12 protein-coding genes, 1 pseudogene and 1 riboswitch are annotated in these 16,502 nt (G+C 34.8%); of the genes and pseudogenes, 11 read left to right on the top strand and 2 right to left on the bottom strand.

Going from position 1 to position 16,502, the window contains the following annotated elements; all coding sequences use genetic code 11:
• Positions 1-285: 285 nt before the first annotated feature.
• Positions 286-465: pseudogene (locus ACFOZZ_RS13315) on the bottom strand (MerR family transcriptional regulator); the annotation flags it as partial.
• Between the two features lie 130 nt (positions 466-595).
• Between ACFOZZ_RS13315 and ACFOZZ_RS08005 the strand changes: the two are divergent.
• Together ACFOZZ_RS08005 and ACFOZZ_RS08010 are read left to right on the top strand one after the other, a co-directional pair.
• Complete coding sequence (locus ACFOZZ_RS08005) at positions 596-787, top strand: hypothetical protein (RefSeq protein WP_187012020.1); 192 nt, start codon at positions 596-598, stop codon at positions 785-787.
• Positions 788-797: 10 nt separating this feature from the next.
• Positions 798-2,528 (top strand): ABC-F family ATP-binding cassette domain-containing protein, encoded by a 1,731-nt coding sequence (locus ACFOZZ_RS08010; RefSeq protein ID WP_286696369.1) that lies wholly within the window; start codon positions 798-800, stop codon positions 2,526-2,528.
• Positions 2,529-3,579: 1,051 nt separating this feature from the next.
• On the opposite strand, the gene ACFOZZ_RS08015 is transcribed toward ACFOZZ_RS08010, so the two are convergent.
• Positions 3,580-4,737: an RNA-guided endonuclease InsQ/TnpB family protein gene (locus ACFOZZ_RS08015; protein WP_376815044.1), complete on the bottom strand. Its 1,158-nt coding sequence runs from the start codon at positions 4,735-4,737 to the stop codon at positions 3,580-3,582.
• A 241-nt stretch (positions 4,738-4,978) separates the two neighbouring features.
• A riboswitch (ZMP/ZTP riboswitch) is annotated at positions 4,979-5,065 on the top strand.
• 38 nt (positions 5,066-5,103) lie between these two features.
• Between ACFOZZ_RS08015 and ACFOZZ_RS08020 the strand changes: the two genes are divergently transcribed.
• The 9 genes from ACFOZZ_RS08020 (at position 5,104) to ACFOZZ_RS08060 (ending at position 16,385) form a co-directional block, all read left to right on the top strand.
• A complete protein-coding gene (locus ACFOZZ_RS08020) occupies positions 5,104-6,282 on the top strand; it encodes a phosphoribosylaminoimidazolecarboxamide formyltransferase (RefSeq protein WP_376815045.1) in 1,179 nt (392 codons plus the stop codon).
• A gap of 37 nt (positions 6,283-6,319) precedes the next feature.
• Positions 6,320-7,315, top strand: coding sequence for a UDP-N-acetylmuramate dehydrogenase (gene murB, locus ACFOZZ_RS08025; protein WP_320803733.1), 996 nt, complete (start codon positions 6,320-6,322; stop codon positions 7,313-7,315).
• Positions 7,316-7,379: 64 nt separating this feature from the next.
• Positions 7,380-10,583, top strand: a complete 3,204-nt coding sequence (locus ACFOZZ_RS08030; protein WP_376815046.1) for a DEAD/DEAH box helicase — start codon at positions 7,380-7,382, stop codon at positions 10,581-10,583.
• Between the two features lies 1 nt (position 10,584).
• Positions 10,585-11,565 carry a LacI family DNA-binding transcriptional regulator gene (locus tag ACFOZZ_RS08035; RefSeq protein WP_320803731.1) on the top strand — a complete coding sequence of 327 codons (981 nt, stop codon included), beginning with the start codon at positions 10,585-10,587 and terminating at the stop codon, positions 11,563-11,565.
• A gap of 116 nt (positions 11,566-11,681) precedes the next feature.
• On the top strand, positions 11,682-13,559 hold the full coding sequence (locus tag ACFOZZ_RS08040) for a sucrose-specific PTS transporter subunit IIBC (RefSeq protein ID WP_376815047.1): 1,878 nt from the start codon (positions 11,682-11,684) through the stop codon (positions 13,557-13,559).
• Between the two features lie 10 nt (positions 13,560-13,569).
• Complete coding sequence (locus tag ACFOZZ_RS08045) at positions 13,570-14,916, top strand: sucrose-6-phosphate hydrolase (RefSeq protein WP_376815048.1); 1,347 nt, start codon at positions 13,570-13,572, stop codon at positions 14,914-14,916.
• Positions 14,917-15,068: 152 nt separating this feature from the next.
• On the top strand, positions 15,069-15,461 hold the full coding sequence (locus ACFOZZ_RS08050) for an Hsp20/alpha crystallin family protein (protein WP_278780288.1): 393 nt from the start codon (positions 15,069-15,071) through the stop codon (positions 15,459-15,461).
• A gap of 52 nt (positions 15,462-15,513) precedes the next feature.
• Positions 15,514-15,921, top strand: a complete 408-nt coding sequence (locus ACFOZZ_RS08055; protein WP_278860417.1) for an Hsp20/alpha crystallin family protein — start codon at positions 15,514-15,516, stop codon at positions 15,919-15,921.
• Positions 15,922-15,977: 56 nt separating this feature from the next.
• Positions 15,978-16,385 (top strand): Hsp20/alpha crystallin family protein, encoded by a 408-nt coding sequence (locus tag ACFOZZ_RS08060; protein ID WP_278860417.1) that lies wholly within the window; start codon positions 15,978-15,980, stop codon positions 16,383-16,385.
• Positions 16,386-16,502 lie beyond the last annotated feature (117 nt).

The following is a 16,502-nucleotide window of genomic DNA, read 5'->3' on the forward strand; positions in this document are numbered from 1 at the left end:
AAATCCACGATTGAACAATTAAGGAGAGTTACTTTTTTTGTTTCCTCCTCGTCATTTCATATTGTCTAATTATAGTACAAATGGAAAATCCATGCATCAAGTTCAGCTTCATGAACGCCGTTTATTAGGCGTTAATAAAATTTAATTTTCACTAAGCAGTGGTTTTGAGTATTCAAATTATGGTTTTTATTTTTTTGTTCCATTACTTCATCTAATAAATCGTTACACGGTTTCCATAATCTCCAATACACTGGTCTACAATAGTTCTTTCGCATTACAAAACTATCTTAAAAATGCAAGTTGATTTAGTAAATGCTGATTATAAGTATAATAATGCCTATTAGTTTGGGTTCGGTTTACCTTTAAAGTTCCTTCTCTATCTCAACGTTATAATATCTTAACAGATACGCCTAAAAGTTAAGCAAAATCCTTTGGTTTATAATTTGTGAGATTTGATGCATTCATTTTAACGCTCTCCTTCGAGGTGATTTGAACACATTTAATCACAATAGTTAATATATTTAGTTACTTATATTTTCCTCCTTTTCCCCATTATAGCATGCTATAATGAGGAAAACAAAGAGGAGATGGAATCATGTGGGTTGTTGAAAGAATTGATGAAAAAGGGTATTATCATCTAGAAAACTTAAAGACAGGTGAAACCATTTTAAAGAGGGGTTTAAATGCACATGAGAATGATGTATTAGATGAATGCTTCCATGTTTTACCTGAAGAGACTAAGAAGAGAAAACAAGAAGTGGATGATTTGTTCCACTCTCTTTTATAGAGGTGACTACATGTTAATTAATATACAGAATTTATCTTATGCGATTGGTGAGAGACAGTTGTATAAGAACTTGAATATGATTGTAGAGGATACAGATAAGATTGCCTTAGTTGGTGTCAATGGAACAGGTAAGAGTACTTTATTAAAGATGATTGCCCATCATGACAGTCCTGCAATCACTTATAAGAAGGATCTAAAGATTGCATACTTATCTCAGAATCCTGTATTTAGAGATAATGAAACGATTCTCAATGAATCAAAACATATTCTTAAGGATGTCCCTGAATATTCTATTAAGTCTTCTTTGACACGTTTTGGTTTAGAAGATATGGATCAGGTAATCAGTACTTTATCTGGGGGGCAGAAAAAACGTTTAGCTCTTGCAATCGTATTACTGGAAGAATGTGATCTACTTATTCTAGATGAACCGACTAATCATCTAGATACTCCTATGATTGAATATCTAGAAAAATATTTAATTAAGCGTTCTAAAGGTTTACTTATGGTCACTCATGATCGTTACTTCCTAGAACGTATTACAAATAAGATTTATGAATTAGATAGAGGTGAGATTTTCCCTTATGTTGCTAACTATTCTCATTTCCTAGAATTAAAAGCTGAAAGAGAAAACAATGCCTTACAGGCACAAAGAAAAAGAAACCTCTTCTTAAAGAAAGAATTAGAATGGGTCAGAGCAGGTGTTCAGGCACGTTCTACTAAGAGTAAAGACCGTTTACAGCGTTTTGAAGAATTATCTTCTATTGAACAGATTCAGGACAAAGGAACTGTTGAACTTATAGATACTACAAGTCGTTTAGGTAAGAAGACTATTGAGTTAGTGAATGTGTCTAAAAGTTATCCTGATAAGGTGATGTTTAAGCCATTTTCTTATTTATTTAAGAGATTTGACCGTATAGGTATATTAGGACAAAATGGCTGTGGTAAGACAACACTACTCAATATGATTGCAGGTATTATCACCGATTATGATGGTGAGATTATTATTGGTGATACAATCCGTATGGGCTATTTCCAGCAGCATTTCCATTATGATGATCCTACAATGAGAGTTATTGATTATATTAGAGAAACAAGTGATAATCTAGAAACAAGCGAAGGTACACTTAGTGCTCGTAATATGTGTGAACGTTTCTTATTTGATGACCATGCCCAATATACACAGATTGGTAAGTTATCAGGTGGTGAACAGAGAAGACTTTATTTATTAAAGGTTTTAATGGGTGCACCGAATGTATTACTATTAGATGAACCGACTAATGACTTAGACATTGAAACATTGAATGTATTAGAAGATTATCTAGATACATTTAAAGGTATTGTGATTACTGTATCCCATGACCGTTATTTTCTAGATCGTATTGTGGATGGTTTATTTGTCTTTAAGGATCAGGAAATTCATTATGTGAATGGTGGCTATAGTGCTTCTATTGATATCACTAATACTAAGAAAGAAACAGAATCTCAAAGAGAAGACTATCGTAAACAGGCTAAAGAAAATAGAAAGAGAAGATTAACCTTCAGTGAAAAGAAAGAACTAGAAGGTATGGATGATCTTCTTATGAATCTAGAAACACGTTTAAGTGAAATCGATGAAGAAATGGGAAGTACCCAGGATTTTGAAAAGCTTGATGAATTAAGTAAAGAACGTGATGAAGTTGAAAAGACTTTAGAAGAAAAGAATGAACGTTATCTAGAACTATTAGAAATAGAAGAAAGCTAATGAAAAGAGGAACCCATTTGGATTCCTCTTTTGCTATATAAGGAGAAGCATTAGACTCATTTGAATAATTTGTCAAACCCATCTTATTGATATTGAGTTCTTTTTATTATTAGACTAGTAATGGATTCAACATTTTATTAGAAATTTTCATTTCTCACTGAATATAAGATCGAGTCTTACTATAATTGCCGTATTTCTTCATTTTACTTTTCGGTTCGTTAGACTAGGAAGTCAAGTAACATGTCTTATATTTAATGTTTTATCTTCTGTCTTCTCTTTTCGCTTATATCATATATTATCATTTGTACGAATGCAAGCGTTTACAACAAATTTTTATAAAATGAAAATTTATTGTAAAATAGATGCTTTTTCACAAATACAATTGACGTTAGTATACATATACTATACAATACAACTACGCCAGCAGTAGAAGTACTCTAAGTGAGCTTACCTGCGCAAAAATCTCCTTGTCCATCGACAAGGAGTTTTTTTCTCCAAATGAAAAAGCTATGGCTTTTACATCACCATAGCTTTTTCTGCTGGATACTAGGATTACATCTTTTGGATTCAATTTCCAGCGTTAATAGATAAATAGAAAACCTTTTCACAGCCTTCTGATATATAGATCAACGTACCTTATTATTATATTCAGGAACTATCTCCCGTTTTCCACCTTTCTTATAGACCATATTATTAATAAAGCATATAAATCATTATTGGTGGATAAATACGTTTTTCCTAATTTAATTGAGTATCCTCAACGGATACTCAGTCACAGTATCCCATGGGAATCTCTCCTTTCTGACTAAGTTCTTTGAGATGAATGTATATGTTAAGGAGGTCTTCCTCCTCTCTTTCTGACTTAATTGTAACCTAATAATCGCAATTATGCAAGCGTTTACATTCTGTTTTTATATAATGAAAATGCTTGTTTTGTGAACTACCTCGACTTAATACTCCGTATTTGAAGTCAAGGCTTCTAGGATGCTTACGCATCCGTTTAAGAAGATTGATATTTAAGTCTCCACCTATTGCTAGGCAATCCTTATTCTTATTCCGTGTCCACTTCGCCTCTACTGTATAGGATGTTTACATCCACAACTCTACTTTTACGCAAGATATTTAATGCACCATTCACATCTGCATTCAGAACTTGTCCACTCGCTGTTCTATACTGTCCACGATGTATTCTCTTTCCACTGAAATAGTATTCTTCAGTATCATCACTCTTATAGACTGGTATGACATCCTTATCCCAGAAGCTGGCCTTTGAGGTGTAGGATTCCTCCTGCATTACAAGTATGATGCCATTCAGCTCACAGAGATATTCAAGCTTATCTCTCAGCTTTCCATATGGAATATTGACGAAGATCTGATTGTTTCTTCTGCCAATGTTGGAATCCTTCTGAAATGTTTCATTATAGCCCACAACAAGAGTTCCGATATCATGATTGATACAGTAATCAATCACAATGCGTGCAGTCTTGTTCATGTAATCATTTATTTTATTGTTACGCCTGCGTGCTAATGCCTTCTGTCTGTTGGTTGTCTTCCTGTCATAGTCCTGCTTATCCTTGATGGACTGTAATCTTGCATTTTTCTTGTTAAACCACTGGTTAATGGACTTCAGTCTTCTTCCATCGATGATGAATGTTTCAACTTTACTTGACAGGCCAGTGACAAGATTATTGATATCAAGGTCTAATGCCAGTGCATTTGTTGTATTGAGATTCCTTTGAATGCATTCAGCTTCATAGGTATACTGAATTTCAAAGAACCTGGCATCTGCCTTTGGTATGATACGTATTTCCTTCACTTTCTTATCAAGCAGTATAGGTGGAATAGTAATCTCAACAGCCTTATGTGTCTTTCTGAAGCTGTTTGAATATGGAAGTATGAGCCTATTCCCTTCAAGTCTTACAAATCCAATGACGAGTGTAGTATATCCATCACTAGGAAGATAGTGTGGAAGTCTGCAGTCCCTAAGTGCATGCTTTCCCTGCTTTGCCTTTTTAAGAAGACCAAAGAATGATTTGAATGAACCATCTACAACCTTGAGTATCTGCTGTGCCATATTGGAATTAAGCGTTCTATAGTTATCAGACGACTTCAGAAGTGCATAGTTCAACTCAAACTTGAGATACTTGCCTTGGCGCAAAGTAGTGCTGTCTGATGTTATAGATTGCCTGATTAGTAAGATTCTTTGCAATATGACATAATTCCTTGATGGAACAATAGTCTTCCTTGGACAGATGCTTTACCTGCTGCTTGACTGTAAGATATATAATCTCCTTTCTGTAGATTTAGGAAAAGAAGTTTCCTATATGTATTATACGATTTCTAACTCCAGAATTTCTCAATTAGATGCATTAAAAGCATTCACCCCACACTATTTTTATATTGAGGTGGGGTTTTCTGCTTGTTTTATACAACTCTTTTTACTATAATAACATTAGTTATATGACTGACGGAAGTGGAATTGACCACAGGGAGTATAATAAATCAAAATGAAGAAGCCGACCGTCTGGGCAAAGAAGCCTGGAGTATGTGTCGGCTTCTTTTTTTGGAGGAATCTATGAAAGAATTAGAATTAAAGTATGGCTGTAACCCTAATCAGAAACCTGCTAAGGTGTTTATGGAAGAAGGAGAACTTCCTTTTACTGTCTTAAATGGTAAACCTGGTTATATCAACTTATTAGATGCTTTTAATAGCTGGCAGTTAGTGAAGGAATTAAAGGAAGCAACTCATATGAGCTGTGCAGCAAGTTTTAAGCATGTATCTCCTGCCGGTGTAGCTATTGGGACACCTTTAACTGAAGTAGAAAGACAGATGTATTTTGTAAAGGAAAGTGCTGAAGAGTTAAGTCCAATTGCTAATGCATATATTAAGGCAAGAGGTAGTGACCGTATGAGTTCATATGGTGATTTCTGTGCTCTTTCTGATGTATGTGATGAAGTGACTGCTAAGCTTATTAATCGTGAAGTAAGTGATGGTATTATTGCGCCTGGTTATACAAAAGAAGCTTTAGAAATACTTAAGAAGAAAAGAAGAGGCACTTATTGTGTATTACAGATGGATCCTCACTATGTACCTAATCCAGTAGAAATCAAACAGGTATTTGGTATTACATTCCAGCAAGGTAGAAATAACTGCGTGATTAATGAAGAGATGTTTAAAGATGTTGTATCTAAAAACAAAGATATCCCTGAACATGCATTACATGACTTAATCCTTTCTATGATCACATTAAAGTATACACAGTCTAATTCTGTATGTTATGTCAAGAATGGTCAGGCTATTGGTATTGGAGCTGGCCAGCAGTCTCGTATCCATTGTACAAGACTTGCTGGTAATAAGGCAGATGTCTGGTTCTTACGTCAGCATCCTAAGGTATTAGGTTTACAGTTTGCAGATGGTTTAAAACGTGCTGAAAAGGATAATACAATTGATGCATATGTATCAGATGATTATGAAGATGTACTTGGTGAGGATGTATGGCAGAACTATTTCAAGATAAAACCAGAAGTATTTACAAGAGAAGAAAAGAAAGAATGGTTAAAGAAGAATACAGATGTTGTACTAGGTAGTGATGCATTCTTCCCATTTGGAGATAATATTGAACGTGCCCATAAGAGTGGTGTGAAGTATGTGGGTGAACCTGGTGGTTCTATTCGTGACGACCATGTTATTGATACATGTGATAAGTATGATATGGTTCTTGCATTCACACATCAGAGATTGTTCCATCATTAATGCACACTTTTGAAAAAACTATGTTATAATGCACTTTATGAGAATAAATGAGAATGTAGAAATCAAGGAACTCACTACAATGCGCCTAGGCGGTCTAGCGCGTTATGTGATTGAATTAGAGACCGTAGAAGATGTAGAAAAAGCTTACTTATTTGCAAAAGAACGTCATCTTCCTGTATTTATTTTAGGAACAGGAAGTAATGTAATTGGAAAAGATGAAGGTTTCAAGGGGGTTATTCTTTTAAACCGTATTAAGGGTATACGTTCTATTGATGAATTGACAGTTGTTGCAATGGGTGGAGAACTACTTGATGATCTTGTTGCTTTTACTACAGAAAAAAATTTATCTGGTATTGAAGCATTGAGTGCTATTCCTGGTACAGTAGGTGCTGCACCTGTACAGAATGTAGGTGCCTATGGTCAGGAAATTGTACAGGTATTAGACTCTGTTCTTGCTTATGATTTAAAGGAAGAAAAGTATGTCACTATTAAGAAAGAAGATATGAAGCTAGGCTATAGATCAAGTATCTTCAATCATGGTGAAGATGCAGGACGTTATTTGATTATCTCTATGACTATTCACTTAAGTCATGATACACTTACTCCTCCTTTCTATACTTCTTTACAGAATTATGTAGAAGAACATCAGATTACTGATTTCTCTCCTAAATCTATTAGAGAGATGGTGACTGAAATACGCTGGTCGAAGCTTCCTAAACCTGAAGAAATGGCAAGTTCTGGATCATTCTTTAAGAATGTTTATTTAGATGATGCTGAAGCTGATCGTTTAAGAGGTATGAATGTACCGGTATGGGAAGGAAATAAAGTCCCTTCTGGATGGTTGATAGACCATGCTGGATTAAAGGGAATGGTTTTCCATGGCATGCGTGTATCTGAGAAAGCTGCACTGATCTTAATTAATGAAAGTGCACAAAGTTATGCACACTTAAAACAGGCTAGAGAAGAAATCGTTTCTATTATTGAAAAGAAATATGGTTTAACTCTACAACAGGAGCCTGTTGAACTGGAATAAATTTTATTCCAGTTTTTTTGTGTTCCTTCTTATGATATAATTAGTTAGATTAGGAGGAATTGCTATGTTATTTATCACTGACAATGAATTTGAACGTGTTGTATCTAGAGCACGTAACCGTGATATTGCACGAGAATATTATCGAAGAGATTATGTTGTGAATGTTTCTATTACAACTGATAATCGTGGTTATTATCATATTTCTGGTAAGGTTATGATTAATGGTAATATCTATCTTCCTCGTGTTCTTGTAAATCCCAATTCTAAAATAGTTTCTACAGACTGTAATTGTATTTATGCCGATGAATATACAGCCTGTGGTCATATAGGCGCCCTTATCTTAAAGGTTCAGGAGTTATCTCCTAATACATTCCCTTATCGTTATGCTGTTGATTTACAAAAGCGTGCACAGGAAGAAAAGAAAAGTGCTATGAGAGAACGTCTTTTATGGGAACAGCGTATGCAGGAATATAGACGTAAAGAAAGAGAAAAGGAAACCAATGAACTGACTGATTATATAAAAAAACAATTAGTGAATCAGTTTACACCTGTTGATTCTACACCTGTTCATTTAAGACTATTTGCAGATGACTGGCAGTTTGGCATTACTTTAAAGATTGGACGTAATAGAGATTATATTGTAAAGAGTATTCCTAATTTTGTGACACAAATGCAAAATAATGAATATCATACGTATGGGAAGACACTCGCTTTTGTGCATAATCCTGATATTCTTGATGAACCTTCAAAGAAGATTTATCAATTTATTTTAAGATATTATCATTCACATTTATCTAGTAATAACACTTTATTCATCAATGATGATAATGTCGATGCTTTCTGGGATTTACTTGAAGAAATCCCTCAGGCAATGCATCCTTTTGCCCGTTTAGAGGATGAATTACATCCTGTTGTATCAGTGTCTAAGGATAAGCATGATACAATTCTAGAATTGGACACAGACCTCTCACCTTACTATATTGGTAAGAAGAACTTATATAATTATAGCCCTTCCACACATTCTTTTACACGTTATCGTTTTGATAAGCAGGGAGTAAGTGTTGAGTTATTGAATCGATTTGATACATTACAGCGTCTTTATGTATCCCATGATCAGTTAGAAAACTTTACACGTTATATTATTTCTCCTACAAAGAAATATATTGAGTATATAGGTCTAGAAGATAAGATTAAGGAAGAAACGCATTTAGAAATCTATGCAGATGTAGATGAAGATGAATATGCTTTAGTTAGCCTAATTGGAACATATGAGGATGGTAAGCATGATATTCTTAAAGAAGATGTGCCTCATTCTTTAAAGGCAGATTTGATTATTAGTTTCCTAGAGAAATATAATCCTGATGATATGTCAGGACCTATGCGTTTTGATACACATCGTGATGAAACAATTGATATGATTCATGATGGTTTAAATCACTTGAATAAGTTGACAGATGTTTATGTATCTGATTCTTTACAGGCTATTGGTTCTAAGAAGTCTATGAACTTATCTGTTGGTATTAAGGTTTCTCATAATTTATTAGAAATGGATCTGGATTCTTTAGATGTTCCTAAAGAAGAACTGGCTGATATTATAGCAAGTCATCAGAAGAAGAAACGTTATCATCGTTTAAAGAATGGTCAGTTACTTTACATTGATACACATGAATTAGATGAGTTAGGTCAGATGATGGATCAGTATCATATTCTACCTAAAGATATTTCTGAAGATGGTACTATTGACTTAAATCTGAATAGAGCTCATCAGATGGACTTAGCCACTCAAGGTTTTGAATATGTACAGGTCAACCGTGAAGAATCATTTAAGGATGTATTAGACCATTTAAAGAACTATACACATCATGAACATCCTTTAAATGAGCGTTATGTACCTATTTTAAGAGATTATCAGAAGGAAGGTTTCCAATGGCTTTCTACTATGAATGATCTACATTTTGGTGGTATTCTTGCAGATGATATGGGGCTAGGTAAAACGATTCAGATTATGAGTTTATTAGAAAGTAATGAACATCACTTTTCTATTATTATTTGCCCGGCTTCATTGATTTTAAACTGGTTAGATGAGTTTAATAAGTTCTCTTCTCATTTAAAGGTGACTTGTGTTATGGGAAGTGCGAAGGAACGTAAAGAGATTATTAAAAGCTATAATCAGTTTGATGTTATGATTACTTCTTATGACTATATTCGTAAGGATTATGAACAATATAAAGGTATCACATTTGATTTTATTGTCTTAGATGAAGCGCAGTATATTAAGAATCAGAAAACTAAGAATGCGATTGCAGTTAAGTCATTAGAAGGTAAACAGCGTTTTGCGTTAACTGGTACACCTATTGAAAACTCACTTGCTGAGTTATGGTCCATCTTTGACTTCTTAAATAAAGACTATTTATATAACTATCGTTATTTTAAGTCTCATTATGAAGCACCTATTGTCAAGGATCATGATGAAGAGGTTCAGACACAATTACAGAAGATGATTTCACCTTTTGTATTAAGACGTACGAAGAATGAAGTATTAAAGGATTTACCTGATAAGATTGAAAATACTGTACTTGTAGACTTCAGTGAAGATGAAAAAAAGCTCTATTTAGCACATTTAGCACAGGCCAATCAGTTATTAAAGACTTTAGATGGGTCTAAGGATCGTATTCAGATTCTTGCCATGTTGACTAAGTTAAGACAGATCTGCTGTGAGCCTCGTATTGTATTTGATGATATAAAACATAAGTCTTCTAAGATGGAAGCCTGCTTGAATATTATTCAGACATATAAGGATAATAATAAGAAGATTATTGTATTCTCGTCATTTAAGAGTTTATTGAATCTTCTTGCGAAAGAATTAGATAAGAGTAAGACATCTTATCATATGTTGACTGGTGATACAGAAAAAGAGAAACGTAAAGGATTAGTAGATGCTTATCAAAACGATGATACAACAGTCTTCTTAATTAGTTTGAAGGCTGGAGGTACTGGTTTAAACTTGACTGCTGCAGAAGGTGTTGTTCATTTTGACCCTTGGTGGAATATGTCTGCACAAAATCAGGCAACTGATAGAGCGTATCGTATTGGACAGAAGAATAAGGTATTTGTATATAAATTGATTATGGCTGATTCTATTGAAGAAAAGATTCAGACATTGCAGGCCGCAAAGAAGGATCTTGCAGATCGTTTTGTAGAAGGTAATAGTGGTTCTATTACAACTATGAGTGGTGAAGAAATCATGAGTTTATTTAGCGAGGATTAACATGAAGAAGATGACTATGGCCGATATTGCGAAAGTTGCAGGTGTTTCTAAGACAACTGTTTCTCGTTATTTTAATGGTGGCTATGTAAAAGAAGAAACACGTCAGAAGATAGAGAAAATTGTAAAAGAGTATGATTATGAGCCTAATGTGCTTGCTGCGAATTTAAAAGCCAACAAGACACATACTGTGGGTATTGTATGCCCTACTCTTACTTCATATGCTTCTAGTCGTATGATGATGAACATTGATCAGTTCTTAAAGAAGCATCATTATACGACAATTATCATTAATACAAATCATGATGAACTCGACGAAATCAAATCTATTACTAAACTTATGCAATTAAGAGTGGATGGAATTGTCCTGCTTGCAACATCTATCACAATGGCACATAGAGATATTGCCTCTAAGAGTTCCATTCCTATTGTCTTTATGGCGCAGGCCTATGATGATGGTGTAAGTGTTATTAATAACGATTATGAAGCAGGTTATAAGATAGGTGAGTATATTTATAATAATGGTCATAAGAATGTTGTATATGCAGGAGTAAGCAGAAAAGATGTGGCTGTAGGAGTCATTCGTAGACAGGGTGTTTATGATGGCTTACAGGATGTGCATCCTCATTTTCTAGAAACAGACTTTTCTGTGGAAAAGACTATGGATAAACTCAATGACTACTTAAAGAATCATACATGCCCTACTGCTATTATCTGTGCAACAGATACGATTGCGATGGGATGTATGAAGGTTCTAAAAGATCACGGTTTACGTATTCCTGAGGATGTTTCAGTGACTGGATTTGGTGGTTATTGGACTTCTACTGTAATGTCCCCTGCCCTTACAACTATTAAGTTCCATTATGCCCATGCTGGACAAATGGCTGGACAAATTATTCTTGATATGATTGAAGAAAAAGAGGTAGAACGTGCTACACTTATTGACTTCACATTTATAGAAGGAGAAAGCGTCAGAAGTATCTGATGCTTTTTTTATAAAAAAAAGTGGTATCGGTTCCATATTTTTATTGACAAGTGTTTATCCTTGACATATGATACAGATGTGGAATCGGTAACACACCGATAAAGGAGGAAATTTCAATGGACTACAATAAAGTCGCAAAAGAAGTCATCTCCCATGTTGGTGGACCTAAGAACATCAAAAAGGCATTTCATTGTGCTACTCGTTTAAGATTGATGTTGAAGGATCCATCATTGGCAGATGAAAAAGCTTTAGAATCTGTAGATGGAGTTAAGGGAACATTCCTTGTCCAGGAACAGTTCCAGATTATCTTCGGAAGTGGTACTGTGAACCTTGTCACAGATGAAGTATTAAAAGAATTAGGTATGGACTCTCAAGATCAGGCTGATGAAGAGATTGTAGAAAAGAAGGGAAATCCAATCAGCCGTGCTGTTAAGACATTAAGTGATATTTTCGTACCTATCGTTCCAGCCATCGTTGCGGGTGGTTTATTGATGGGAATCAATAACGTATTAACTGCACAGGGATTATTCTTTGCGAATAAGAGTTTGATTGAAGCTTATCCAATGTGGAAAGACTTTGCGACAATCATCAACTTATTCTCTAATGCAGCATTCACATTCCTTCCAATTCTCGTTGGATTTAGTGCTACTAAGAAATTTGGTGGTAACCCTTATTTAGGTGCTGTCATGGGTATGATCATGGTACATCCTGATTTATTAAACTGTTACAACTATGGTAAAGTAGCAACACCTTTCTGGAACCTATTTGGTTTAAAAGTTGCTGCAGTAGGTTATCAAGGAACAGTTCTTCCTATCTTATTTACATCTTGGGTAATTGCAAAGTTAGAAACTAAGTTACATAAGATCACACCTTCTTGGTTAGATAACTTAACGACACCATTATTATCAGTATTAATTACTGGATTTATTACATTCTTAGCTGTTGGTCCTGTATTAAGAGAAGCAGGTAATGTACTTGCAGATGGATTACAATGGTTATATTTCTCATTAGGCCCTGTTGGTGGTGCAATCTTTGGTTTCTTATATGCACCTATCGTTATTACTGGTATGCATCAGAGCTTTATCGCAATCGAAACACAGTTGCTTGCAAGTGCAGCACATAGAACATTCATCTTCCCTATCGCAACAATGAGTAACGTGGCTCAGGGTGCTGCAGTATTAGCTGTATTCTTCTTATCTAAAGATGCTAAACAGAAATCACTATGTAGTGCATCTGGTATTTCAGCATTACTTGGTATTACTGAACCTGCAATGTTCGGTGTTAACTTAAAACTTAAATATCCATTCATTGGTGCTATCTGTGGTTCTGCTGTTGGTTCAGCCTGGATTGCAGGTACTAAGACTCTCGCAAGTGCTGTAGGTACTGCTGGTATTCCTGGTTTCATTTCTATTCCACCAGAAAGCTGGGGTAACTATGGTATTGGTATGGTTCTTGCAATCGTAGTGGCATTCATTGTCACTTGTATCCTACACAAGAGAAATGTAGAAGGTAAAACTCCTGCTGAAAACGAAAACTTAGCTGCACCTATGAAAGGTAATGTCGCTCCTATTACTGAATGTCCTGATCCAACATTCGCTTCTAAAGCTATGGGTGATGGTTTCGTAGTCTTCCCAGAAGATGGTAAATTCTATGCACCAGCGAATGCTGAAGTGACTATGACTTTCCCTACTAAGCATTCATTTGGTTTAATGACAAATGATGGTACAGAAATTCTTGTACATATTGGTTTAGATACTGTTGAATTAAATGGTGAACCTTTCACTATGCACGTTAAAAAAGGTGACAAAGTAAAGAAGGGTCAGCTACTCGTTGATGTTGATTTAAAGGCTATTGAAGCAGCTGGTAAAGAAACTGCGACTGCAGTAGTTATTACAAATGGTAAAGCAGTAAACTTAATTAAGAGTGGTGCTGTTGATGCAAAAACAGATGTTGTAGAAATAGCGAATCCAGTTGTAGAAGTTAAGGCTGCATAAGGAGATTTTTATGAAGGAAATGTATAAACTAAAGTATCATCTAGAACCTGTATCTGGATGGATGAACGATCCTAATGGGCTCGTAGAAAAAGATGAAGTATATCATATCTATTATCAGTATTCTTACGAACCTGAAGGTGGATTGAAATACTGGAAACAATTCACTACTAAAGATTTCCTTCACTATCAGGATGAGGGGATTGCCCTCTCTCCTGATCATCCTCATGATCAGGGTGGTGCTTATTCTGGGTGCTGCTTCAATGATCATGGATTGTTACGTTATTTCTATACTGGTAATGTAAAGCTGCCTGGCGATTATGATTATATTAATGCAGGTAGAGAACATAATGTGATGATGGTTGATTCACAAGATGGGCTTGTATTAGATCATAAGGAAGTTGTGCTTTACAACAAGGATTATCCTGAAAACATGTCTTGTCATGTAAGAGATCCCTTCGTTTATGAAAATGATGGTATGTATTATATGGTTCTAGGAGCAAGAACCCTTGATTCACATGGCTGTGTGATTTTATATTCATCAAAAGATTTAAAGAAGTGGGATTACATGAAGACTGTTGACTACCATAAACCTTTTGGTTATATGTGGGAATGTCCGAATTATATAAGTTTTGAAAAGAAGAAGTTCTTATTCTGTTGTCCTCAGGGACTAGAAAGCCATAACTATGATTATGAAACTATTTATCAGAATGGATACTTTCCTCTTACAACAGATTTAGAGAAGGATTGCGTTTTAGAGGACTTTATCGAGTTTGATCATGGGTTTGATATCTATGCCCAGCAGTTCTTCAAAGATGAAAAAGGCCGTATGATCATGGCAGGTTGGATGGGGCTTCCTGATATTGATTATACAAATCCTACTGTAGAAGAAGGACGTCAGCATGCCTTCACTCTCTTTAGAAAGATTACTGAGCACGAAGGTAGACTCTATCAGTTCCCTATTGAAGAATATAAGTCTTTAAGAAAAGAGAAGAAAGAAGTACAGGGAACATCTCTTACAATGAATACGTCTTGTTTTGAATGCCATATAACTGACCTCCCTCAGTCATTCAAACTTCATTTAAGAGGTGTGAATATGAATTATGAAAATGGTCTTCTCACTATTGATATGAATAAGAGCGGTTCAGGTCGTGGTGTGAAGCATATTAAAATTCCTGAAATGAATAATATGACTTTGTTTAGCGACACATCTTCTTTAGAACTATTCATCAATGATGGTGCTTATGCCTTTACTACACGTATTTACAACAATTCAGATACTATTGAAATTATAAGTAATAAAGAAATTGATATGACTGCTTATCAATTAAAAGCGATTGACTTAGAACCTGCCAAATAGGCAGGTTCTTATCTTTTTAGCACTTTACAAAAGAAAGTGCTAATTTTTAGCACTCAAGTGTTGACTTTGCTAAAAGAGCGACTATAATAATAGTTGTAATCGATAGAGAGATTACTAGAAAAAAGAAAAAACGTTGAGAGAGGCGAACAAATATGAGATATTATCCAAGTTTTAGTGATGTGTTTGATGATTTATTTGATTCAGGAGTCAATACTACAAAAGCAAATACAATGTTATGTGATATTCGTGAAACAGAAAATACATATGTTATGAATATCGCTCTTCCAGGATATAAGAAAGAAGATATTGCTTTGGAGCTTAAGGAAGGCTACTTAAAAGTATCAGCATCTGCTAAGAAAGAAGAAACAGCTGGACGTATTATAAGACGTGAAAGATATAGTGGTAACTGTTCTAGAAGTTTCTATGTAGGTGAAGGATTTACTGAAGAAGATATCAGAGCTAAGTTTGATAATGGTGAATTAATGATTTCAGTTCCTAAGGAAGTTCCAAAGAGAGTTGAAAAGAAATCAATTACAATCTACTAATAACACGAGATCTATGATCCCATGTTAAAATTTAATAAAGGAGATGTTATTTATGAGATTTTTACCTGGTTTCTATGATGTGTTTGATGATATGTTTGATGATGGATGGATGAGTCCATCAACTAATGCAATGCAGTGTGATATCAAGGAAGTAGACAACAACTATGAAATGAATATTGCGCTTCCTGGATATAAGAAAGAAGATATTTCTCTAGACTTGACTGATGGTTACTTAACAGTTTCTGCAAATACTAATCAGGAGAAGGAAGAGAAAGATAAGAACGGTAAGGTTATCAGATGTGAACGTTATACAGGTAGCTGTTCAAGAAAGTTCTATGTTGGTGAGGGTTATAAAGAAGAAGACTTCACTGCTAAGTTTGAGAATGGTGAATTAATGATTGCTTTTCCTAAGACTGAACCTGAAAAGATTGAAGAAAAGAAACCTATTATGATTGAATAGTTCATAACACGAGACGAAGAATCCCATGTTTAAATTTGATAAAGGAGATGTTATTTATGAGATTTTTACCTGGTTTCTATGATGTGTTTGATGATATGTTTGATGATGGATGGATGAGTCCATCAACTAATGCAATGCAGTGTGATATCAAGGAAGTAGACAACAACTATGAAATGAATATTGCGCTTCCTGGATATAAGAAAGAAGATATTTCTCTAGACTTGACTGATGGTTACTTAACAGTTTCTGCTAATACTAATCAGGAGAAGGAAGAGAAAGATAAGAACGGTAAGGTTATCAGATGTGAACGTTATACAGGTAGCTGTTCAAGAAAGTTCTATGTTGGTGAGGGCTATAAAGAAGAAGACTTCACTGCTAAGTTTGAGAATGGTGAATTAATGATTGCTTTTCCTAAGACTGAACCTGAAAAGATTGAAGAAAAGAAACCTATCATGATTGAATAGGCATTTAAAAAGGAAGCGTGAGCCAATGTCATTAAGTTAAGAATTGACAGCTATCAAGGCATACAAACAAAATGTATGCCTTTTTTATTTTCTCTTGACAAAAGCCCAAAAATGTGA

The organism is Catenibacterium sp. GCM10023432, assembly GCF_042651925.1.
Lineage (GTDB): Bacteria > Bacillota_I > Bacilli_A > Erysipelotrichales > Coprobacillaceae > Catenibacterium > Catenibacterium mitsuoka.